General features: G+C 49.2%; 24 protein-coding genes and 1 pseudogene. All 25 read right to left on the bottom strand.

All coding sequences use genetic code 11. The annotated features are described in order from the left end of the window. Positions 1-117: 117 nt before the first annotated feature. The gene (locus AC6I8J_RS19330) at positions 118-600 is read right to left on the bottom strand and encodes a DUF1833 family protein (protein ID WP_497825715.1); all 483 of its coding nucleotides are present in this window, start codon (positions 598-600) and stop codon (positions 118-120) included. Then, complete coding sequence (locus AC6I8J_RS19325; RefSeq protein ID WP_497825714.1) at positions 587-1060, bottom strand: hypothetical protein; 474 nt, start codon at positions 1058-1060, stop codon at positions 587-589. The genes AC6I8J_RS19330 and AC6I8J_RS19325 overlap by 14 nt, the downstream gene beginning before the upstream one ends. After that, positions 1060-4656, bottom strand: coding sequence for a phage tail length tape measure family protein (locus tag AC6I8J_RS19320; protein WP_497825713.1), 3597 nt, complete (start codon positions 4654-4656; stop codon positions 1060-1062). Before AC6I8J_RS19320 ends, AC6I8J_RS19325 begins: the two co-directional genes overlap by 1 nt. Before the next feature lie 394 nt (positions 4657-5050). Further along, positions 5051-5488, bottom strand: a pseudogene (locus tag AC6I8J_RS19315) (phage-derived protein YdaY family protein); the annotation flags it as partial. Positions 5489-5522: 34 nt separating this feature from the next. Further along, the gene (locus AC6I8J_RS19310; RefSeq protein ID WP_406549092.1) at positions 5523-6467 is read right to left on the bottom strand and encodes a phage tail tube protein; all 945 of its coding nucleotides are present in this window, start codon (positions 6465-6467) and stop codon (positions 5523-5525) included. Between the two features lie 24 nt (positions 6468-6491). Further along, on the bottom strand, positions 6492-6884 hold the full coding sequence (locus AC6I8J_RS19305; RefSeq protein ID WP_497825712.1) for a phage tail terminator-like protein: 393 nt from the start codon (positions 6882-6884) through the stop codon (positions 6492-6494). Beyond that, entirely contained in the window at positions 6881-7513 is a 633-nt protein-coding gene (locus tag AC6I8J_RS19300; RefSeq protein WP_497825711.1) for a hypothetical protein, read from the bottom strand. Before AC6I8J_RS19300 ends, AC6I8J_RS19305 begins: the two co-directional genes overlap by 4 nt. Beyond that, a complete protein-coding gene (locus AC6I8J_RS19295) occupies positions 7514-7897 on the bottom strand; it encodes a glutamate 5-kinase (protein ID WP_497825710.1) in 384 nt (127 codons plus the stop codon). Positions 7898-7899: 2 nt separating this feature from the next. Beyond that, complete coding sequence (locus AC6I8J_RS19290; RefSeq protein ID WP_497825709.1) at positions 7900-8292, bottom strand: protein singed; 393 nt, start codon at positions 8290-8292, stop codon at positions 7900-7902. Positions 8293-8294: 2 nt separating this feature from the next. Beyond that, positions 8295-8759 (bottom strand): hypothetical protein, encoded by a 465-nt coding sequence (locus AC6I8J_RS19285; protein ID WP_497825708.1) that lies wholly within the window; start codon positions 8757-8759, stop codon positions 8295-8297. Positions 8760-8798: 39 nt separating this feature from the next. After that, complete coding sequence (locus AC6I8J_RS19280; RefSeq protein WP_497825707.1) at positions 8799-9935, bottom strand: major capsid protein; 1137 nt, start codon at positions 9933-9935, stop codon at positions 8799-8801. A gap of 89 nt (positions 9936-10024) precedes the next feature. Further along, on the bottom strand, positions 10025-10789 hold the full coding sequence (locus AC6I8J_RS19275) for a DUF6651 domain-containing protein (RefSeq protein ID WP_497825706.1): 765 nt from the start codon (positions 10787-10789) through the stop codon (positions 10025-10027). 43 nt (positions 10790-10832) lie between these two features. Beyond that, positions 10833-11132 (bottom strand): hypothetical protein, encoded by a 300-nt coding sequence (locus AC6I8J_RS19270; protein ID WP_497825705.1) that lies wholly within the window; start codon positions 11130-11132, stop codon positions 10833-10835. Between the two features lies 1 nt (position 11133). Next, entirely contained in the window at positions 11134-12246 is a 1113-nt protein-coding gene (locus tag AC6I8J_RS19265) for a structural protein (RefSeq protein ID WP_497825704.1), read from the bottom strand. A 1-nt stretch (position 12247) separates the two neighbouring features. Next, on the bottom strand, positions 12248-13636 hold the full coding sequence (locus AC6I8J_RS19260) for a DUF4055 domain-containing protein (RefSeq protein ID WP_497825703.1): 1389 nt from the start codon (positions 13634-13636) through the stop codon (positions 12248-12250). A gap of 3 nt (positions 13637-13639) precedes the next feature. Then, the gene (locus AC6I8J_RS19255; protein WP_425035101.1) at positions 13640-14947 is read right to left on the bottom strand and encodes a terminase large subunit domain-containing protein; all 1308 of its coding nucleotides are present in this window, start codon (positions 14945-14947) and stop codon (positions 13640-13642) included. Then, positions 14922-16022, bottom strand: coding sequence for a terminase small subunit (locus AC6I8J_RS19250; protein ID WP_497825702.1), 1101 nt, complete (start codon positions 16020-16022; stop codon positions 14922-14924). Before AC6I8J_RS19250 ends, AC6I8J_RS19255 begins: the two co-directional genes overlap by 26 nt. Before the next feature lie 74 nt (positions 16023-16096). Then, a complete protein-coding gene (locus AC6I8J_RS19245) occupies positions 16097-16345 on the bottom strand; it encodes a hypothetical protein (RefSeq protein WP_497825701.1) in 249 nt (82 codons plus the stop codon). A gap of 13 nt (positions 16346-16358) precedes the next feature. After that, on the bottom strand, positions 16359-16757 hold the full coding sequence (locus AC6I8J_RS19240) for a hypothetical protein (RefSeq protein WP_497825700.1): 399 nt from the start codon (positions 16755-16757) through the stop codon (positions 16359-16361). Between the two features lie 610 nt (positions 16758-17367). After that, positions 17368-17736 (bottom strand): hypothetical protein, encoded by a 369-nt coding sequence (locus AC6I8J_RS19235; RefSeq protein ID WP_497825699.1) that lies wholly within the window; start codon positions 17734-17736, stop codon positions 17368-17370. Then, positions 17736-18530 carry a hypothetical protein gene (locus AC6I8J_RS19230; protein WP_497825698.1) on the bottom strand — a complete coding sequence of 265 codons (795 nt, stop codon included), beginning with the start codon at positions 18528-18530 and terminating at the stop codon, positions 17736-17738. Before AC6I8J_RS19230 ends, AC6I8J_RS19235 begins: the two co-directional genes overlap by 1 nt. Before the next feature lie 939 nt (positions 18531-19469). Further along, complete coding sequence (locus tag AC6I8J_RS19225) at positions 19470-19892, bottom strand: structural protein (protein WP_497825697.1); 423 nt, start codon at positions 19890-19892, stop codon at positions 19470-19472. Continuing rightward, positions 19889-20185, bottom strand: coding sequence for a phage holin family protein (locus AC6I8J_RS19220; protein WP_497825696.1), 297 nt, complete (start codon positions 20183-20185; stop codon positions 19889-19891). Before AC6I8J_RS19220 ends, AC6I8J_RS19225 begins: the two co-directional genes overlap by 4 nt. Further along, positions 20182-20568, bottom strand: a complete 387-nt coding sequence (locus AC6I8J_RS19215) for a putative holin (RefSeq protein WP_497825695.1) — start codon at positions 20566-20568, stop codon at positions 20182-20184. The genes AC6I8J_RS19220 and AC6I8J_RS19215 overlap by 4 nt, the downstream gene beginning before the upstream one ends. Before the next feature lie 84 nt (positions 20569-20652). Further along, positions 20653-21225 carry a hypothetical protein gene (locus tag AC6I8J_RS19210; protein ID WP_497825694.1) on the bottom strand — a complete coding sequence of 191 codons (573 nt, stop codon included), beginning with the start codon at positions 21223-21225 and terminating at the stop codon, positions 20653-20655.

The following is a 21225-nucleotide window of genomic DNA, read 5'->3' as shown; positions in this document are numbered from 1 at the left end:
CTTCAGCCGTTAATTTAAGTTCTCAACTGTCAGAAGTAGATTTGAACAAAAAATTGCAAGGTGGAAGTAATGAAGGAATGAATCAGGGAGTGATTGAGAAACGTATTTTACTGCTGATTATGAAATATATCTTAGACCAGGATATTCCGGCAATGTGTAGCGGGCACGCGGCCATGCTGTGTCTAAAACATTCATATAACCGGCAGTAAATTGGACCTCAATTGCGGTCCAATAACCAGATTTTATCGCAAGAGTAAACGGTCGCTCTGCCGGAGCTGAACGATCTGATGATCTGAAACACCGGTACGTCAGCGATGCATTTTTACCACCCTCGATTGCTTCACGAACAGCCTTCGATATCACGCCATCAATGTTGCATATGGCAAAATTTAGATCCTGTGTACCATCAGCATTGCGAGCAGGTAGCGCGATTTCAATACCACAGGCAGTAAAAGACTGTTGAACTCCATTCTCAAGCGTTGCTGTAAAATCTGTCCATCCCCTCGACAACCAGTGGGTGATGCTATCAACATTTATTTCCAGCGTTTCAAGAATTACATCCTCTCCGCCAGAGGCATATAGTCTGTTAAGAATCGTCATTTTTGGGCCACTCTCTATTCAGAGCCAGATCAATAATATCGGCATTGACAATATAATCCGGGAAATCCCCCCAGGAACTATCAATGGTGGGCCTGTCCCAAAGTTCCAGCGTTGCCGTGAATTTCCAGTAACGAGGAGGAATCAGGGTCGGCCCCTGATAAATGTCTGTAAAACGGCATTTATATGTGTCCACTCCTGAGGGGGTTTGAAGTTTCATATAAAACCAGTTCACCCCATCTTTCAGTATGTATCGATACCACAACTCGAAATACTGAGCGGCCCCCTGATTGGTAAAGGTCCATGTAATCGAGGCGTTTGTGGGCGTTGAAAGATATCGACGGCGCTGACGTGCCCTGCCTGAGGTCATCGTGGTTCGCGCGAGGGGGCTAATAGGGGCGAAGCCATAGCCCTCCTGCTGAGGCATAGGCAGATAATCATGAGGATAAAAAATATCCGCCATTAGCCGATCCTCCGTTTTGTATTCCAGCCATTACCCAATGCCTTCGAGACCTTACCCTGGCCGTTTGCCAGATGTTTGGCGACCATCTCATAACCCTGTTTAGCCCCCTCAATTTGTGCCTGTCTGACGAGCTCAATCGTAGTATCAGAAGGGTTACCGTTAATGGAAATGGGCGAGCCAGTAAAATTAAAATTCTGTTTAGTGGACACCGTATCTCCAGACACGTTGGTAGCACCGGTACCATATCCCTCGCGTGACAGAGTGGCGTCCAGTCCGTTTTTGCGGATGTTCTCCAGGTTTGAAACGCCGATGCTCCTGGTGGCCGCTGCATCAAAAACGTACTCTTTGCCATGAACAACCCCGGCAATATCGTTAACCCCACCACTACCGGTAAAACCGCCGTTTTTGAAGCCGACACCCGCAACCGATGAGAGATCAGAAACAATACCGGCAGTCGCTGCAGCAACAGATGCCATTGCAACCAGGTTATAGGGGAATGGGTTTGCAGCGGCCATCGCGATACCCTGCTGAATGGAAACGAGAGACTGAGCGATGGCGAATGCTTTACTCGCTGCAAACGCCGCTTTGTAGATCCCCGACTGTTCACCAAATCCCGTTGCCAGAATTGAGAGGCTGCTATCCATCATGCTCTGTGTGGCAGTGTTAATCAGCGTGGTTTTCTGCGTCTCCAGCGCCTGATTAGCCTCTGCCGCTTTTTGCCTGATAGCCGTCATCCTGGCTTCACCTTCTGAAGTGATCAGCGCGGCCTGAGCGTAAGCAGCCTCCTGCTGCTGCAACCAGAGCTGGAGTTGCTGTTGTGCCTGCATCACCTGATTAAGCTGGATTTGCATGCCTCCATAAGAGCCTGCCAACTGGCCGCCCTGCGGTGCCAGTGTACCGGTGACCTGCGTTACAGTTTTTGGCAGTGTTACAGGGGTGTTTTTATAAATATCGGCCTTGGTTTTGTCATACTCGCCGGGTTTGAGTTGTCCGGTATTTTTTGCTTTTTCAAGCAGCTCCAGCCGGGTAGTTAGCAGGTCGTTAGTTTTCTGAACCTGATCACGAACGGCCAACTGCATTTTGTGAAAATCATTCAGCGTCGTAACCTGGGCCTGTAAAGCCTCCTGAGTTTTATACGCCTGAATGATTTCGCCTGATTGCGCCAGCAGCGATTTCTGATCGGTGGTGAGTCTGGTTTTCCCTTTTAACTCCGCTATCTGCTGCTCGAATTTGATGCGCTTCTGAGTTGCAGAAGTGAGTTTGTCTGCGGAAACGAGCTGCGCATTCAGAGAGGCAGTTTGCTGATGAATAGAATCAAGCAACTGTGCACCCGCATCCTCTCTGAACGTTTTGGCTTTTGGAGTTTTGGGGGTTTTGGGAGTTTTTGCCGGTTTTGGATCTTTATACATTTCATTGATGCGTGAGACGTTGTTAGCGTATTGCTGCGCGCTAATAGCTCCTGCATCCAGAAATTTTTTCTGCTCTTTTATCGCTTTGTTACGGCGCTCGGCATTGCTGAGAAATAACTGGTTGGCTCTGTCCGCCTCAATCTGCGTTTTAACCAGTTTTTGCTCTGCCAGATCGTGTTTAGTAATCGCGCCGGTTAAAACATCCTGTGTTGTGATTTGTGCCTGCAGCTCATCACGTTGTTTGATCATCGCAGGGAGGTTGTAACCGTTGGCGTTGGCCGTAAATCTGTTCCAGATCCCGCCCTCTGCCTGCCGCTGCTGGGCGTCGGCTATGCTTTTGTTGAGTGTGGCGAGTGCATCAGCTGGTGACTGAGTTCTGCCAATATCCAGCATTTTATCCCAGGCATTATCGGCAGCGTTTGCCAGGGAATTCCATGCGCGCTCAAGCGTTCCGAGGTTGTTGTGGATATCCTGAGCGCGTTGCTGCATGGCGCTGGCATACGCCTCAGTTGCAACGCGTGCGGCCTCCTGCTGGTTTCCCTCTTCCTGCAACGCCTTAACCTGGTTATATGTCGCCAGCGTAAGGAAATGATATTTATCGTTAAGGCTGACCAGCGCGCTGAGCGGTTTACCTGACAGCTCATTAAAATTCCCCACCAGTTCATCGGTAGAGATACCCGTTTCATGCGTGATTTCAACTATCGCCGCCGCCACGCGCTCCAGTTCGTCGCCCGCGACTTTGCCAGTGCTGACCAGTTCGTTTATAACGGCCGACGCTGCGCCGGTAGTTGAGTTTGCTGTCGAGGCTACACGCGAGGACATAGCCACCAGCTGACTGGCAGTTTTTCCGACGAGATTATTGGTTAACGTCAGAGACTGATTAAAACGATCCTGCTCCAGCTGGCCTTTGTAATATGCCAGCCCCAACACACCAACAGCAGCAGCGGCCAGATTAACCGGATTGACCAATCCTGCAACGTAACTCCCCACACCCCTTATGGCGGGACCAACACCGCCAAACATGTCTTTGAGCTGACCACCCTGCTGCATCAGAACCATGAACGGAGACTGACCCGTTGAGAGGCCGACTACAATATCCGTCATCTGTGCCGGTATCATGCGCATGGCCCACGCGGTTTGTTTGGCGGTCATTCCCGTTCTTGCCAGTTGAGTTTGTGATTTCTCCAACTCAGCGCGCATTTCACTCAGGGTGCCTGACAATTTCGAGTAAGAGTCCGTTGACAGCAAACCCGTAGATTTTGCCTTATCCAGTTGCTTCTGCTGCTGCTCCAGACGTCGAAAACTCTCGCTGATAGGATCGAGCTGAGCAACGAGACGTTGGAGTGCAGCGCGCTGCTCTTCGTGGGCTTTGACGGCTTCACGCTCTGCCTTAGCCTCGCCGGTCACTTCCCGACGCGCCTCCGCCAGTTTTTTGCTGTAATTGTCGTACTGCTCCGCGTTGATTTTGCCGGACGATAACGCGTCAGAGAGTGTGCGTTGCTGGGCTTCGAGATTTTTCAGCGCCGCCGCCAGCGGATCCAGCTTATCGAGTGTTGCCTGAAGTGCAGCAACCTGCGCTTTATGCGCTTTCTCAGCATCGCGTTCCGCCTGGGCCTCGCCAGTTAATTCACGGCGCGCCTCAGACAGTTTTGCGGAGTAAGCATCAAATTCCTCAAGGTTCAGCCTGCCGCCAGTTGCAGCTTCAGCCAAGGCGCGCTGCTGCTGATCGAGGCTTTTCAGTGAAGCCGCCAGAGGATCGATTTTCGCCAGCATCGCGTCGAATGCTCGCGCCTGCGCCTGCTGTTGCGCTGCCGCTGCTCTGCCTGCTTTTTCAGCCTCGCGCTGAGCCTGTGCAACACCACTTAATTCCTCTGTGGTTTCGTTTAATTTTTTGGTTAGAAAATCGAATTCTTCTTTGTCGATTAAACCTTTGTCGAAATATTTTTTTAATTCTGAAAATCTGCGGCCGACCGTGTTGATCGCTGCACCGACCGGATCGATAGCAGTTTTTAATTTCTCTAATGCGACTTTTTCTTCTTCAGATGATTTCGTTACTTTATTGGCACTCGCAGCCGCCTTCTGGCCCCATTCAGTTAATCCCTGAAGCGCTGTAGTGAGGTTCACTGCGTTTTTCTCAGCGCCCGTACTGTCAATAACAACCGCAAGCCTGGACTCAGTTTCAGACATTTTTTTACTCCAGATAAAAAAAGCCCGCAAAAGCAGGCATTTTTTTATTTATTTTTTTTATTCCTCCTAATCCTCTCTTGTTGCTCAGCCCAGCTTGTGCGGAATGCATCATCAAGGGCGTATATCCCCGCCTCAAACTCGTCACGATCAATCATCAGCCGATGTGAGGAAAGAAACGCATCTATCTCAGCACAGCTGATTGGCAGAGGAATGGCGTTGGAACCGGCATATCGGCGCTGGCGTGATATGACGGAGTATGCAGAGAGGATTTCAGAGCAGACACTGTCGAAATCTGGCTCAGGTATGGGAGGGAGTTTTAGCTGTTCTCGGCGCCAGCGCGCTTTCTCCGATTTCTCGCCGCCGAACTCCTGGAGCCATTTCTGCGCTTCGAGGACTTTCCCACGGTTTCCTCGACCTGTTTCTGTTTGCCCTCGGCAATCTGAGCGGCAACAGACAGGATAATCCAGTAAAGAGCGGGCTTTTCCTGCAGCAGCAAAATCCCCTTTTCAGGGGTGTAGTCAATCGCCTGAGCCTTACCATCGACCATCTCGCCAACACCCTGCCAGTCGAGTAATAAAAATCGGGCACAGTTCTCGATCAGGAGATCATCACTGGAATCAATATCCCCCACTTCGGACAGAACGAATTCACTGGTGCCAACATTATAGGTGGCGTCCAGTTTTTCCATGTGTCGACGAATTAACGCGTTACGGGATCGATACTCAGGGTTTTGAATACTGCCGACCTTGAGCCGTAATCCCTTCTGCAGCCCTTCTTTCTCACCAATCCAGCGCTCGCCATTCAAATCAATTTTTTCTGAAATCAGTAACATCACAAATTTTTCCTATAAATGCTCAGTCAGCCTGTTAAGCAGGCTGGCTGGCGTCATCGGCGCTTGCTGCCGCTTTCCGGGTAATCGTCGGTGAGACATCGGCTGCGGTGATATCCAGTTGCACCTGAATAATTTCCGTATTGCCACCATCCGGCCAGTCGCCGGCCACCTGAACTTTCGGAAAATCGAAGGTGTAAGAGCCTTCATCGTTTGCGATAGCAAAACTGAATGGCACGGTGGCCCCGGTAAGACTTTTGCTCCACACCTCCCATGCGGCCTTTGACCATGACAGAGTGACAGAGCCTGACGGCGTGAATGTGGTCTGGATATTTGCACCAGCGAACGCTGAGCCAGTACCGATACAGCGCTGAGTCTGCAGGTTGTTATCAAACGAGATATCGAATGAATCAATACAGAATCCGCTGCCGCCATCAACGCCATTCAGACTGATGTTAGAGACGCTTTTAAACGAGTAGCGCAGCTCGCCAGCATTGTCTTTCGGTTCAGTGAAATAACTATTGTCACTGGCATTGGAATCCCAATCGAGGCCAGCAACAGTAATCGTTGCCGTAATATCGCCATCGTTGGGGATTTCCATTTTGAAGGTGCCGACCTGACAACCACGCGCAATAGACGCTACGCCAATATCTGATGCATACGTGGCCATACTGAATGCGATACGATCATTGCCCATCGTCAGTACGTCATTTTTCCACTCAGAGCCGAAGCAGGAAGCCAGAAATTCATCATGCTGGCCCCAGCGGAATTTAGTTCCGACATCACCCCCAACATCGACAGTCCCCATGCTTTTGCCCTGGGCCATGCGTGATCCGCCGATCTCGTCGTTATCGTCACTGCTCTGGTCGGGTGCAATGCCCCAGGAAGTGCGTTTGAGCAGATTCCATGTTCCGGCAGCAGGCGTAACACCTGCGACAGCTTCTCGAATAAAGGCCGAGACGACCTTAGCGCCGCTTGACATGCGGACACCTCCATTGTGATTAGGTTAAATAGCCCGATACGGGATTTGCAGATTCAGCTGATACCAGCCATCGTTTTCACCTGCTGGCACTGTTGAAACGGAGAAATAGCTCAGGCGTCCATCATCCTGAAACTCGAATAGCTCCCGGATTTTGTCAGCGGTCTGAGTGATAAGGAGCGAGCGAGAACCCGCAGGAACGAACAACTGAATGATGATCACACCTGTGCGATGGACCACCGCCCCCGCACCGATTTCATTAGCGCCTGACAGCCCTGATATGTCATTCAGTCGCGCCCATATAGCCCTCCCTGACGGATCAAACACTGGTCCATTCGGATATGTCACCGCATCAGCAGGAATAGCCGTCTGGGCCGTCATCCGTCTGGTGATGGCCTCTCTGATTTCTGTGAACGTCATTTGTAGGCCTGGACAATATCGTTAAACGACACGGCATAGACGCCAGTTGGTGCCTGTTTGGAATGCCCGTTTTCGAGCGCGACGGAGTACGGAAGATTTGTCTGGATATAAATTTTTGAGAAGTTCGGGGCAGTTGAAATAGTTGCTACACCAGCATCGATAGTTTTAGAACCTCCCGGATCAGGCTCTTCAGGAACCCAATTGCTGGGCTGGTCTATGCTTACAAAATGCGAGGCCCGAAAAGTACCGGCGCGATAATCGGGTGGCCGGTAAATCTCTCCCTGCCCGCGTTTCAGCTTTCGTGGTCTCTTAGGGCCAAAAGGCCCGGAGTTAGCACTGTAAACCGCCTCTGCGAGTAAAACCTTGTGACCTTTTTTAATCCTCCTGTTGCCATTTTTATCTGCAGCGCCGTGCTCATTGCTCTCTCTGAGAGCGTGATTTATATCGCTTACAAGGTCACGCTGGCGAGCCTGTACGCTGTTAATGGCCCATAGTTCGGGGTTGCCTACAGGTGACATCATCACGATGCTGTTGAGCAGTTGGATGGCGATCACACGCTGTTTTTTTCCAACATCCTCCTCAACGAGTCCCGCAAACGCAGCGGGATCGAAATCCCACGATTTTCCCACTCATGCCCTCCGTAGTTGCAATGAATACGCCGCCCGCGCCGGGTCCGTGTCGGCACTGATGATTTTGTATTGCTGAGAATTGCCAGTTAGCAGGTCTGGCGCAGTGATTAGATGATCCACCCCCGGTTTACCGCTCACCTCATTTGTCAGCGCAGTCAGTTTCAGGTCACCGCGCAGGATATTGACGCCATCAATGCTGTCCAGCCGGTATCTGGAGAGCACGCCACGACCTGAATAACTGATTTTTTCACCGATAACCTGCTCCGTTACCGGGTCAACGTTTGTTTCTGAAAAACTCGCACCGGAGAACTCGCAAACCGCGTCTTTCAAATCATCATCAAATGCTGCAGCAATCTCTGCCTGTAACTCGTCACGAATACCCACCCTTACCCCCTGTTAACACGTATTTGCGATGAACTGGCCCCATACGGTCGCAGTAGCGCCAGCGCGAGTTGAAGGTCTGAATCGAGTAATGCGGTGCTGTTGGTTGATAGCGCTGAATAGGCTTTTGAAACCTTGGCCCCGTCTACTTCTACAGAGCGACTGGTAAGCACGCCGGAATCAGTTTTTTGCTGAAATAGTCCACCATTGGCAGCGGCCTGAGCAGCATAGGCACCCGCCAGCACGACGTTATCGGGAACACCGTCGCCTTTAATGTGCAGATTCAGGCCGTTCATCCACGCGTTAGCAGCCAGGATAGACCGCGATTTTTTGTTATCTTCTGTCCATCCAGAACCCAGTAATATGTCCACTTGAGTGATGGTGATGAACGTGCGCATATTCAGCCCTCGTCAGCCATCAGCCAGCCATGCTCGATCCATTTTCTGACGTTATCTGAGTGAACTCTGGCCTCGGTAGGACCGCCAGGGAATTCAGGGTAATGGCGCACCATCGAAACGGTTGCAGCAATTTCAGCCGGGGTAAACGTCGATTCTCCATCTGCACCCGTACCATCCCCTTCGCCGGTTTTAGGCTTCACCAGTGAAGCCGCCAGCAACGACTGATTTCGTTCAGCGTCAAATTTCTGGCGTTCATCTGCAAGCTGCTGACGTTCCAGATCCAGTTTCTGCTGAGCCTGCGCCAGTTGCTCCTGCTGCAAAATCACCTGCTGTTGTTGCTGCTCCAGCTCCTGCCGCAACTGGTCTAACTCGGTACGCTGCTGTTCAAGCTGCTGTTGCTTCGCCTGCTGCTTTTGCAGCTCTTCCGCCTGTCTCGCCGCCCGCTGTTCTTTTGTTAAATTCGCCATATGTCCTCCAGAAATAAAAATGGGGCCGAAGCCCCTCTATTAACCGAGAATGATCGCTGAATGCGCAGGTTTAACTGACGCAACACCCCACGCCAGACCGACCTCGTAACGCACCTGGCGATACTGGCGATAAAGCGCAACCTGGAACGTGATGCCCGATACAGGATCAGTAACGTTCATCACGTCATCTGCTGAATCCCCATCTTTTGGCATTGCTGGAGTACGGGAGGCGAGTACAAATGCATTGCGATCAAAAGCCATATTTGGCACGAACCCGCTCTGCACCGTGATTTCAGTATTATCGGCCAGATCCTGACGCAGACCCGGCGCGCTAAGCGTGATAGTTGTTGCTGTAGCTGCCAGAACCACGTAGCGGTGGCTGTCGCCAGCGAAAGTAAGGACACAACCCCGCGCGATTTCCCCGGTGCCGCTATCGACAGGAATAATCACGTCACCTTCTTTTTTGGTGCCGTTCACCAGGTAACCTTTCGCTGTAGTGGCGGGCACCTTTTTAATACCGGCTGAGTTATGAAGGTTGAAGCCCTCAATACGTCCGATGATGCCCTCGCGCAGGAGTTCGTCCGTTCCTGCTTCGTTAACTTTGAACAATACAGACTGTTTGCCACGCACATTCGCGATGGCTGACGAACCCAGCACCATTTGAAGGTTTGTTGTTGGTGAACCGTTGTCCTCCAGCACCTGACGAGCCTGAGCAAAATCAGTCAGATCCTCTTTGATGCCGAAAGGTGTAGTGCCGATGGTGCCGATTGCGCGGGATGAGCCGTAATAAAGCGATGCAAGATCAGCATCCACTTCGTTTGCAATGGCGCGAAATGCCTGGGTGAACTGGTCAGCCAGAATAGTGTTGTAGGTGCCTGCTGGGCCAAGTGCCAGCTGTTCCTCACCATTCCATTTAACTGGGGCCATTTTGGATTTAGTAATGACGACATCAACGCTACCGATAGCCTGATTGCCATCGTTTGGCGCAGTTGGGCCTGGCTCAATGTCTACAGTTGTGGCCGCAGGTGCAACCGGCGCTGATACCGTCTGACCTTTTGCAGCTGCGTCAGCTTTTGGATTTCGTGCAACGGCAGGAATAAATCCAACCTGTTCGCGTGAAACGATATCAAGAGCGGTATAGATAGTTGGGATTAACCCGGTGAGGGTGTTAGACATAAATGAAAACTTCCTATGAAAAAAAATAAATGAGGGTTATCTGAGCTATCCAGCTCTGGCACTTGCCCCCATCCGGGGGCGCAGCAAAATTAATCGACGATGGTGATTTTATCGGCCAGCGCCGCCTGTCGTGCGGAGGGGTCCAGCGAATCGAATGCGGCGCGTTTCATGGTTTTCTGGCCTGCAGAATGCTGGGTCTGCTGTGAGCCACCACCGCTATTACCGCTGGCCTTGAGGATGTGATCTTTCTGCGGATACTGCTCTACCAGGTGTTCCAGTGCTTCGTCGAAGCTAGCAAGTTCGCCGGGTTTTGAGCGTGAGTAAATCTTATTTCCGCTTGGGTCATAAGCAACGACCTTCCCGTCTTCGAGTTTGAAAGACTGACCGAATCGGGCCTGCACAAAATCAGACGGAATTGCCAGTTTGTCGGTGATGAATTTGGATGCGGCAAAGCTGCCCCCAATTTTTGCTTCGTATAGTTGGCCCTCAAGCGCTTTGCTTTGGGCTGTAGCCTCATCGAGCTGGGTCTGAAACGTCTTCGTGATCTCCGCTCTGACCTGATCCACTGCACCCGCATCGATCAGCTTTTTCTGGTCGATTTTCGTCATTAGCTCCAGCGCTTCAATCGCTTTTGCCGGGTCGCTGATTTTGGCGAATGCAGCCAGCTTGGTTTCTGCTGCCTCTTTTCCCTCACGATGAGTTTTTGCTTCTCCGTTCAGCGATGAGATTTTATTGACCGCCTGCGCAGCATCGAAGCCGATTTCTTTGCCATCGTCATGCACGTAAACCGGCAGGCCGTTTGCGTCTACTTCTGCATAGCTTTTGCCGTTTACTTCAACTGTTTTGAGTTTCATGTTTTTACCTGGTTAGCTGGTCATCCGACCGTTGCGCCACGCATCATCCGAATTGCGGCATTAAAAAAGCCGCCCTTAGGCAGCTCATGAGAAAAATAAAAAATAAAAAATAAATAAATTCGATAATTAATTTTCCGCGAATTTTTCGAGAATAAATCTCATCCCTCTTTGTTTTATGCGCCCGGAAGGGGTACGGGCAAAAAGCGACTACGCCTCGATCAATATCCGCCCATATACAATTTTTTATTTTATTGCCATTAACAAAAACATTTCGCTGGCCCCGCCCGTCACCAACATAGTGAAAATTGCTTTCAGCTCCGTTTCGCTTCATTGAATTATGCATATCAGATCCCTGCCCTTATAAACGCCTGTTCATCCCGTTCCCGTAACTGCGCCAGCGTCAGCCATTCCCCCCTGTCGGTGTAGAACTGGTCCGGTGACATTCCGCCATCTCTCATCAGTCTGGCGCGCTGCTGCCCGACTATCTGCTTTTGACGCTCATACGGCTGGCGAGCGAACCAACCACTGTAATCAGTATCAGCCGGAACCTGACCATCCATGCTGGCGCGTGTTGCGCCTGAAATCTCCCGAATATCCAGCCCCAGCTCTACAGCAGATTTGAGGATCAAAGTTTCCGTCGATCGACAACAGAAATGGATTTTTCCCGGTCCCTGCAGATAAGGGGTTTTGTGGCCGATAGGTTTGTTTGCGAGCGTAAAGCGCAGGCGATCCCGGATGCGACACATTGGCGTGGTGTGATTATCCAGGGTAGAGAGCCATTGCTTGCCGCTCAGCAGGTCGTCGTTAACGCTGGCGAACTCCTCTCTGGCAGTGGCTGCAACGTGGCCGACCGCAGTTTTAGCGATGCTGGCTGCGTTGCTGCGGCTCATCTGCAGCGCGCCATCCTGATAACCCCGGCTCGCGTGTCCGCGTATTTTTTTTGCCAGTTGCGTTGTCGTGTCGCCGAGTAAAAAACCCTGCCTGATGGTGTTGGATATGCGAGCCATCCTGTCTGCCTCCAGACCGGAGGCCCATTCCCTGAGTAGCTTCCCCTGGAATGGTTTCGACATAGCCGCGGCATAAACCATTTCAGGCGTTACTGATTGCAGTGGATAGCGGGTTTTGACCTCATCAGGCAGCAGGGCATCAAACAGGCTCAACTGAAATCCTGCCTCATGCTCTGCAAAATCACGGAGTTCTGTCGTCATGCCGTTGAGATAGGCAGCGGTGGCCTGCCTGTTAATCTCACGCACGCCCACCAGCATCGTTTCAAGGCGCTGAACTGTGAAACTCACCGGGTCCAGTGTTTCAAGCGCTACAATAAGCCGTGCAGATAATTCAGCGTCACTTTCATTGAGCACCTTCACCATCCGACTTGCTACGCCGGTGCTGTACCGGCTAATCCATAGTGCGTGAGCTATCGACTCATCGCGCAGAGTTTCGTTAATGGTCGCCACCTTAACCCCCGCTCAGAACCACGGGCAGATTCTGTAACTCATCCAGCACGTTCTCAGGCGTAGCGTCAGGGTCGATGATTTTAAGACGCTGATAGGCTCGTACCGCATCAATCGGACGTATATCGCCACCCTGCCGCAGACTCTGAATAGCCAGCGCTGAAGGGGCGTTAAATGACTGGTCTGCAACGTCCAGCTCGGTACGCACATTGACATTACCGCCATCACGCTCGCCAATGTACTCGGCCATGATCTGCAGTATGTTATCCAGCGCGTCCTCCAGGGAATTCGCCATCGTGAACAGGGGCGAGTTTTCCTGCATTGTTTCCTGCTCTGTCTGGTCTACGGATTTGGTTGAGGTATTTTCAGCACGCAGCAATTTTGCACCCGCCATGCGCATCTGATCCTCCAGGGTGTCGAGAGAGGTTTGCCCCGCACCGATGGCGGTGCCGGTATGCTCAACGTACTCAACGCCCTGCTGCTCCCGATCTGTGAAATTCGTTGCACTGGATGCCCCGATTTTTAAAGTTTCACCCTCAGCAAGCCCGAACGTCACCAAAAGCGGTACACGAGCAACGTGCAGGATGTTGTCCTGCTCGCTCTGACTCTGCCAGTGTTTGATATTCAGGTGGGCTAGTTCAAGCAGCGGCGGTTTACCGCGCATAAATCCAGTGCTTTTGGTGTAGAAAGTGACAAGCGGAATATCCTGTCTGCTGGTCTCCCACGCCTCATGTAGCAGCCAGACGTTTTTATCCTCTACCCCAACACCTTTGCGCCAGATTTCTACTTTACCAGGCAGGATGTAGCGGATTTGCTCTATCTTTTTCTGACCAAAATTCTCGCCATCAATAACCACTACCTCGCGGATACGTAACTCAGTCAGCACCACCCGACCGTTTAACGGCTTCGACTTCCAGCCGATAACCTGTTTAGGATTAAGCATCGTCACGTAGGGACGTGCGCCTGAAGCAATTTCATCTGCTCGTGTGCGCACCACAGTTTTATCAATACGAGGATGATCAACCAGCGCGTGAACGAGGCCATATTGTAAGCCCAGGCTAAAAAACTCCTGTGCCCATACATCCAGGCGATTCCCGACCAAATCAATATTTTTTGAATACTCCACTATTCGCTCAGGTGTGTTTTCACTCAGTTGAACAACGTCAGCAAAAACCCGCCCGCAGTTTTGCTTGATCGTTTCCTCGTAGGCGGGGAGTAATGTTGAAATAGCCAGGCGCCGCTGGTAGTCCTCTTTATCCTCATTAATCCAGCGCGGCATATAAATCTCACCAAGCTGCCGGATATAAAATGTGCCGCCCATCAGCGCGTCATTAAGATCCCACGCGTCCAGCATGTCGTTATAGTCGAGATTCGGGGTAGAAATATCAGGCATAAATTACATCCGCAATTTTGTGACTTTTCCGGTCGGTTTAACTATTGGGAATTGTTTAATGATGAAATAGCCACCAGCATCGTTCGGGTGGTCATTGTCATCTGATTTATCAGGCTCGCCGTTGTCGCCCCATACTTGCTGTTCCAGCGCCTCAGCGTAAACTGGGCAGCGTTTAACGTTGACCTTGTAGCGCCGCACGCCATTCCCGTTGCAGAACATGGCATTCATTGAGTTAACGCGATCTTTTACGGGCGGATTGGCAGCATTAACGACAACGGTAAACCCAGCCTGTTTTAACTGGGCTATGTCCGTTGCACTGGCATTGACTGATTTTCGGGAATCACCGGAGGCGTCGGGATAGATGTAAATTTCGCGCGTTTTGCGATAATTATTGCCGTCATACAGCCAGAAACGCTCTTTGATCATGCGAATCATGTCCGGCGTATCCATTCCCTTTGTTATCTCAGTAACCGCACACGGCAGGCCCAGGCGGAGAACGTGAACGATCCCCGTCATTTTCCCCACGTTGAAATCCATCCCGATATAGATCGGCTCCCCTGGCTGCTCTTCCTCCTCGCAGTTATTCAGAACGCGATCAAACTGGTGATAAATGGTGCCGCTAACGAGGTTGGTAAATTGCCCTTTGAGGTAGGCTTTGATCAGCTCAGGTGGATAGCTGGCCATCAGGGATGGGATATAGTCATCCGGGAGATTTTTCTCATTATCAAACGTGGACGCCTGTATGAGACCATACATGCCAGCCAGTGAGGGCTTTTCCCTCATAGCCTTAACAAATTGCTGGTAAACGAACTTGAACCCCTCTGGGGTCGTTGTCACGTCTATGCCGTTGAGCAGTCCTGGAACTTTATAACGCATACGGGCGATTATTTTTCGCCAGGCCATTTGCGCCTTTTTTGTCGGCAGAACGTCCAGCTCATCGATCAACGCTTTACCGATTTTAAAACCGACTATCGTCTGCGGTTTTTCCATCGACCGGCAGAGCGTGGTTCCCCGGTACTGCCGTCCAGCATAAAAATGGACCTCTTTGTTGCCCTCGTTGATTTTGGTCTTCAATCCCCAATCGAACGCTACTTCTTCAATCGTGGGATAAAAAATGTCGCGTATCTGCGGATAGGTCGGGGCAAAATACCCCTGATTGATTTTCGGATGTTCCCAGGCGCCCTTGCACAGCCCGCCGCAGCCGACCCACGTTTTACCGGAACCGAATCCGGCGACATACGCTTTGAATTTATGTGGCATTGCGAGGAATCGCGCCTGAGGAATATTAAGTTGCGGTGAAATCCCCGTCATCGTCATCCCTCACGCGTGCATCCACGACGTTAATGTTTATCGCTACCGGCAACGGCTCCTCATCCTCCTCATTTTTTGCGGCAAGTTGTTTTCTCAGAGCCTCAATTTCGGCCTGGAGTTTTTCATTCGCCAAACGTGTCTGTTCTGCCCTGAGTAAGCGCAGCTCACGCTCCTGCTCACTGACAGCCAGTTGATGAAATGCCGCCAGATTTTTCAGTGCTGCGTCCTGATCGCGCATCATTATCTCAATGCCGAATTTGGATTTTTTCACCCCGGCTATCAGGCGGCGTGATGGGCCAGTTATATCGCGGGTATCAGCAAGATAAACATCTGCCACCCCTTCACCGGCACAACGTGGACAATCGGGATTGGGATCATCGTTCTCAATAAATCCCAGGCCGCCGTATTCAGGCTGCGGCTTACCATCGGCAATGGCTTTTTCTGCGGCGCGGTCATATTCATCAATATCGCGCCACTGATAGAGAAATCGCTCACCCCAGCAATGCCTGCAACAGCATCGGCGCATCTGTGAAATCTCACCGGGATCGGCAATAGCGATTTCATGCCAGTGCCGCAATACCTCCTGCCCGCTCAACACTGCATCTTTGTGCAGCTGCTCCAGGCCGCGATTGATAGCCCGCGTTATGTTGGGCTTTCGATGGAGCATTCTGGCGGCGCGATCCCCTCCGGTGTAACCCGCTTTTTTATAGGCCGCATATTTGTCACGGGTCTTTAAAAACTCGGTCACGAATGTTTGTTCCTGCGCATTTAAATCTGCGCAAAATGAGGAAGTACTCGGATCCTGCGCACTTTTCTTCTGCGCAGCCCTTGGAGGCTCGGCCTTCTGGCTGGTTGAGGCATTTGAGGATTTTTGCGCAGATTTCTTTTGCGCAGTTTTTTGCGCAGTTCCCTCAAAGCTTTTTTGCGCAGTTTTTCTTACCGGCTTTTTTATGTAGCGGCGAGCGCTGCTATAGTTTAATCCCTCCTGCTCACACCACGCTTTGGGTGATATACCCGTACTGGCATGAGCAGCAGCAAACTGAGACTGCAGCGCCCTCCAGTCGGGTTTGCTCACTATCAGTCCTTACTGGTAATTATGACCGTCGGCTAACGTTACCGCTGCCAGCAGTCGCCCACCTTCATATTTCTTTATGGCGTAAGTGCCAGTTGCAGCTGTGACGATCCCGCCGCTGCCCGCCCGTAAATCTCCCCGGTCGCTGTATAGGAGTTATTTTTTTCACCACCGGCAAATATCGGGTGGCCCAGCAGGGATTCAGGCGGAACACCATCTGATTCACAGATATCCCCGTAACCGGCAATAGCTGTGATCAGCATAGAATCGGCACCACTCGCAATGAGCGTCCAGGACGTTCCCACCGTTTTATTTTCAGTAGCCATTTTTCTCTCTCAATCAGGATGCATCGACTGCGGTTATCACCAGCGTAGAAACCATATCGCGCAGCGTTACCGTCAGCGCGCAGGTTCCGGCAGTGAGGATGCTAACAGCCGCCTGACCACCAGCGGAGGTGCTGATATGTTTTACTACGCCGGGATCGGATATCGTCCAGGCGGCACCCTCCGCGCGCCCGATTTGAGCGCCGGTTTCACCGCTGACAATAAACGCCCCCAGATACTGCCAGCCTTTAGGGGCGGTCGCGTTCAGCATGGTGTAATGCGTTGCGTCTACCTGAGTGACGTACCATGGCGACGTGGGAGTTTTGTCACCGTCGTTCTGGATGAATATCGTGTCGGCTGGCTGTTTAGCCTGACCGCCAATCACGATAGCGCCGGGTACTGATATCCCCGGCATATTGGTCCCACCAATGACAATGGCATCGGGTATTATGATCAATGGTTGCTCCAATAAAAAAACGCCCGAGAGCGGTTCTGCTTTTTACTTAAATTTTGCTGCTGCCTGATTTGTATCGGCTAGACCTTCAATTGACCTTTTAACACCCATAGGTAGATCTTCTACTCTGGATAATTGAGTGTTTGCTGGAGATGCTTCTAAAGCTGCTTTTGCCAATTTAGTGCGGAACTTAATGTAATGATTCATTTTTTTAAAGTGGAATTTGACCACCAAGTGTTCTTAAATAATTATTAATCACGAAAGATTATAGTTGAAAATTGAGCTTTCCCATTATAAACATACCAGTTAATAGAAGAGTTTAATTAATTCAGCCGTCATCCATTCAGATTTAAATTATAGTTTAATAGATGCAACTTATGTTCGCGGAGTTAAATAAATAAAAATTAATTTTAAGTTAAAAGCAACATCAGTAATGGTAAAAAATGCTTAGAGTTTGTGTTTTCTAATTGAAGATTAGGTGATAGGCGCATCACTAGTACTATCATCTATAGCAAACGATAAAAATTATAAAAGCGCTCTAGTATGAGCGCTTTAGTGAAGTCAAATGAATTTAAAAAGAATCTATGATTCTAAATGCGTTCGTTGCATTTTTCATGGCACCGTCAGCGTTGCTTTTATTAATGTCTTCTTTAAGTGCGTAATCACTCAGTGTCCGCTGTGCTTTCATCGCTAACAGTACATGGCTTAAAGCAACCATTTTTCTTTTTTCAAAAATTTCTGCAGGGACGCGCCATGCGTCACCCTGCAAATAATTTATTAGACCTGAGTGACTATCTTTCGGCCCATTAGCTAACTTTGCAATGGCATGATGGTAAGCACCATAATAAGCTCTACCGATTGCATTACGAAATCCGATTTCATCATTGCGTAAAATGCAACCATCGGCAAAACTTATAAAGTCCTGACTAGTAACGGCCATTATTTTTTATCCATATAAGTTAGTGAAGCTTCATCCATCTGCGAAGACGGACCTACCTCAAACCAAGCACTGACATGAACTCCTAATAACTCATCATGATCGGCTAATTCAAAAGCTAAGTCATAATTCATTTGTGATACTTTATCTAAATCGGCATTAGGAATGGTAATGACGTATGCATTTACTGATTCCTCAGTAATGTTATGGAAATGATGAAGCGCTGATGACGCCTTATGCTTTCGCATTACCTGAGCCATTGAAGTCGCCAAAATATCGAATTGCGCTTTGCCGATTTTTGAAACTTCCATAAATTTTTTATAGTTCGATTCAAGATATGCTAACTGGTTTTGCATAATCTTATCCTCGCCATCTGGGCTTACTTTAATGTAGTTCTTTGCATACTCCAAAGCATCTTCAAGCTTACCGCAATGAAGATGCATATAGAATGCAAAGGCATACATCTCTCTAGAGACATACATATCGGCAAGTTTAGAAGAAACCTTAAGATATTCTTCTACATTGCCTTCTGTTCCGATGTAAATGATGTAATTACTTGCATTAACTCCATCATCATCGTTATAGAGTGACTCTTCAAAGTGTACGATAGCCTTTTCTTTCTTACCACCTGCTGCATACGCTAAAGCCAGTAAATAGGACTCTTCCCTACGATCGTGCAGCTTCTTAATATCGCGAATCCAGCTGTGCATCTCCCATTCTTCGAGCTTTTGCCCAGAAGTTAGGATATCTACAAGCTTGTCACCATACTCTTTGGATTTTGGAAGCGCTGCGAACATGTAATCACCTAATCTGTAAAATCGACGCCAAATCATTATTATTTCTTAACTATGGCATAAGAGATTTTAGCGTATTCACTTACATAGTTCTAGATCATCGAAAATGCATAAAACCAGATTTAGAAAAATAAAATCTTGACTCCTGAGGGTGACCTTACTTTTCAATATTTAAAATAGAATACCACCAATTATTGTTAACAAGCCTGTTAGTAACTCAATAGTTATCCACAAAAAACCTTCTCTAAGGGTTTTGCAAAAAGTGCTATAAAGCTATGGCTCCATAAAAAAGCCATGGAAGATGGGTTTTTCTTGACTAAATTGCCACGAAAATAAAAGTTGTTAAATTTGAAAACATTCCTATACATAGGATCTGCAACACTTCAATTTTTGATTAATTATTAAGTCCATTTAATTAAAAACCTATCATTTTCAAGAGTTAATACAACTGCGCGATCGGTTTTACAGTGTTTACAATATCATAGCATTCTGCGTTTAACGGCCTGCTATCACCGTATGTCACCGAAACGGGTGGCATCAGTATATCTAACTTGTTAGTAAGCGATGCTGTGAGTTCTGATGGGGCTATTTCACTTATCAGTACTCTCCACTTGCGGCTTTTATTGTTTTCCGCAACCGGTCAACAATACGACCCTCGATACGAGCGCCAGCGTACTGTCATTATTCCAGTACAGATGTGCAGACACGGTATGGGATTAGCAACCAGCGCGAACGGCAATGCGTTACCTTCAGCATCACACAGTACACCAGCGATTTTAATCAATTCTAGGCTGACCATAACGTCCGCACCCAACGTAGCTAATTTACAGATCAGCGATGTTTTCTAATAAATTGTTGTGCAGTTAGCAGCCCAGCCAAGCGCCAGGATGGCAACTATAAGGACTCCAGCGAGCCAGCAATTTCTCATCGGTTCTGCACCTATCACGGGCCAGCCAGATCGAGAGCGCTAACGAAAACATCGAATCCGTAAGGTTGGGAGCCGTTTTCGTGTTGGATGATGGCCTGCAGTAACTGAAACAGTTTACGGCTGTCGGTCAGATCAATCGGCTGATTCGCTCCAGTACTTGTAGCCTGCGCCACACTATTGATGTATGCCTGCGTATTGTTCTCGTTAGGTGGCGCCCAGCGCTTGATCATGCCGGTGACCGTGCGCAGCCCGTATTTATTTTGATAATTGCGCAGGATGACGATCATCGCCCGGATACCGTATTCTGGCGAAATGAACTGGCAGAACGATTTATCAGTGCGCTGGGATTTTGGCACCAGCCCCTGCCACTCATCGCCCCATCGAATGTTCCCAGGATTGTTGTTGCGGATGCCGCGTGGTTTTTTATTACCTGTCATTTTTTACTATTTCCCTCCGTTGGATAAGAAGCAATGCGCGCAACGTTTCCACGCGCCGCAAACACCACGATGCATATTAGTGCGTTCGCCACTACCACTGGCCAGCCGCTGGCGTGGTAATGACCGAATAACCAGAGCAGTCCAAAGTTGCCGTAAAACAGTATCAGGCCAGCAGCAATCCACGAGATACTCGGTTTATGCGTTCTACCCGTTTTACTGAACAGCATCAGACGCAAGGCAATAGCAGCACAAATGACGACATCAATTACCGTCAGTAGATCGTGGCTGATCATGATTGTTCCCCCATCCATTTTTTGACGAAAGGCAGTTTTGAAATGCCGCCATTTTTCAGCCAGAAATAGCCTTGCACCGCAGCAGCGGAAATGATTACTGCTGCCAATGCGTCCAGAGGTTTTTCACGGTAATTCAGATAGTCCTCAATTTTGTCTGCGATAAAACCGGCCCCAAAAATCCCTGCTGCATATCCAAACAGGAAATAGCCGAATATCTGTCGCCTCGTCAGATCACTGGCTGTGACGATAAAACACATTGATCCGGCAAACGCACCAAAAGCGATTGAGTAATCTGCAGATGTGATAAAACCCACTAGTGCAGACGTGACAATGCCCCAGTTGGCTACGGTTGCCGTAGCACTGGTGCTCAATGGCTCTGCCATTATTTCTTCCTCTGTTTTTTAGAGCGCCCTAAGATACAAAAAAGGCCCACCGAAGTGAGCCTCTAACCTTTCTTGATTAAAGTCTTAAAGCGAAGATTGATGGAATCTAACTGAAAGGAAATATAACCCTAACAAGGTCGTTGTTATTATATTTATAAGAATGAAAGAGTAAACCCCAACAAAAAAAGTCTTTATAATCCAGAAAATTTCAATTGAACTAATTTCAACCACCCATGCAGAAATTACTTTGCCGAGCAAGATTGATACAAGCCCTACGCTAAATAAAACAAAGCTCATTAACGCCAAGTAACCGAACAAAAAACAAACAAACCTTCTTCTTGTCAGGTCCACTTTTAGCTTAGTCCCTCGGTACTTTTCAACGATAGTAGGAGGGTCTCCTGCCATTACTTCGTCTATTGTCGAGTTACTAAAAGTCGAAACTGCTGCTAATGCAGCAATATAGAAACCTATCAAAACTTGCAACAAACCGTTAACTTGAACTATCAAACCACTACCACCCACTAATGGAATGTGCTCATGACAAAAATAGTACACTGCCATTGCCATAGTCGCACCAAGCGCCGGCACCCAAAGGTCGTACCATTTTTTTTCATCATGTTTGATACGAAGGTAGTTCAATGGTGAGAAGAGCTTCAT

This window comes from Pantoea sp. X-Soil-ISGK-355, from assembly GCF_059730805.1.
This window is presented reverse-complemented; position numbering and strand designations above follow the sequence as displayed.

Excerpts from the sequence above, each read along its gene's own strand:
- AC6I8J_RS19260 (WP_497825703.1), bottom strand. The coding sequence starts at position 13,636 with ATGCCTGATATTTCTACCCCGAATCTCGACTATAACGACATGCTGGAC.
- AC6I8J_RS19290 (WP_497825709.1), bottom strand. The coding sequence starts at position 8,292 with ATGCGCACGTTCATCACCATCACTCAAGTGGACATATTACTGGGTTCT.
- AC6I8J_RS19215 (WP_497825695.1), bottom strand. The coding sequence starts at position 20,568 with ATGGCAGAGCCATTGAGCACCAGTGCTACGGCAACCGTAGCCAACTGG.
- AC6I8J_RS19275 (WP_497825706.1), bottom strand. The coding sequence starts at position 10,789 with ATGAAACTCAAAACAGTTGAAGTAAACGGCAAAAGCTATGCAGAAGTA.
- AC6I8J_RS19310 (WP_406549092.1), bottom strand. The coding sequence starts at position 6,467 with ATGTCAAGCGGCGCTAAGGTCGTCTCGGCCTTTATTCGAGAAGCTGTC.
- AC6I8J_RS19305 (WP_497825712.1), bottom strand. The coding sequence starts at position 6,884 with ATGACGTTCACAGAAATCAGAGAGGCCATCACCAGACGGATGACGGCC.
- AC6I8J_RS19240 (WP_497825700.1), bottom strand. The coding sequence starts at position 16,757 with ATGCCGGGGATATCAGTACCCGGCGCTATCGTGATTGGCGGTCAGGCT.
- AC6I8J_RS19220 (WP_497825696.1), bottom strand. The coding sequence starts at position 20,185 with ATGATCAGCCACGATCTACTGACGGTAATTGATGTCGTCATTTGTGCT.
- AC6I8J_RS19330 (WP_497825715.1), bottom strand. The coding sequence starts at position 600 with ATGACGATTCTTAACAGACTATATGCCTCTGGCGGAGAGGATGTAATT.
- AC6I8J_RS19235 (WP_497825699.1), bottom strand. The coding sequence starts at position 17,736 with ATGGCCGTTACTAGTCAGGACTTTATAAGTTTTGCCGATGGTTGCATT.
- AC6I8J_RS19280 (WP_497825707.1), bottom strand. The coding sequence starts at position 9,935 with ATGTCTAACACCCTCACCGGGTTAATCCCAACTATCTATACCGCTCTT.
- AC6I8J_RS19255 (WP_425035101.1), bottom strand. The coding sequence starts at position 14,947 with ATGACGGGGATTTCACCGCAACTTAATATTCCTCAGGCGCGATTCCTC.
- AC6I8J_RS19210 (WP_497825694.1), bottom strand. The coding sequence starts at position 21,225 with ATGAAGCTCTTCTCACCATTGAACTACCTTCGTATCAAACATGATGAA.
- AC6I8J_RS19325 (WP_497825714.1), bottom strand. The coding sequence starts at position 1,060 with ATGGCGGATATTTTTTATCCTCATGATTATCTGCCTATGCCTCAGCAG.
- AC6I8J_RS19285 (WP_497825708.1), bottom strand. The coding sequence starts at position 8,759 with ATGGCGAATTTAACAAAAGAACAGCGGGCGGCGAGACAGGCGGAAGAG.
- AC6I8J_RS19320 (WP_497825713.1), bottom strand. The coding sequence starts at position 4,656 with ATGTCTGAAACTGAGTCCAGGCTTGCGGTTGTTATTGACAGTACGGGC.
- AC6I8J_RS19245 (WP_497825701.1), bottom strand. The coding sequence starts at position 16,345 with ATGGCTACTGAAAATAAAACGGTGGGAACGTCCTGGACGCTCATTGCG.
- AC6I8J_RS19270 (WP_497825705.1), bottom strand. The coding sequence starts at position 11,132 with ATGCATAATTCAATGAAGCGAAACGGAGCTGAAAGCAATTTTCACTAT.
- AC6I8J_RS19230 (WP_497825698.1), bottom strand. The coding sequence starts at position 18,530 with ATGTTCGCAGCGCTTCCAAAATCCAAAGAGTATGGTGACAAGCTTGTA.
- AC6I8J_RS19225 (WP_497825697.1), bottom strand. The coding sequence starts at position 19,892 with ATGACAGGTAATAAAAAACCACGCGGCATCCGCAACAACAATCCTGGG.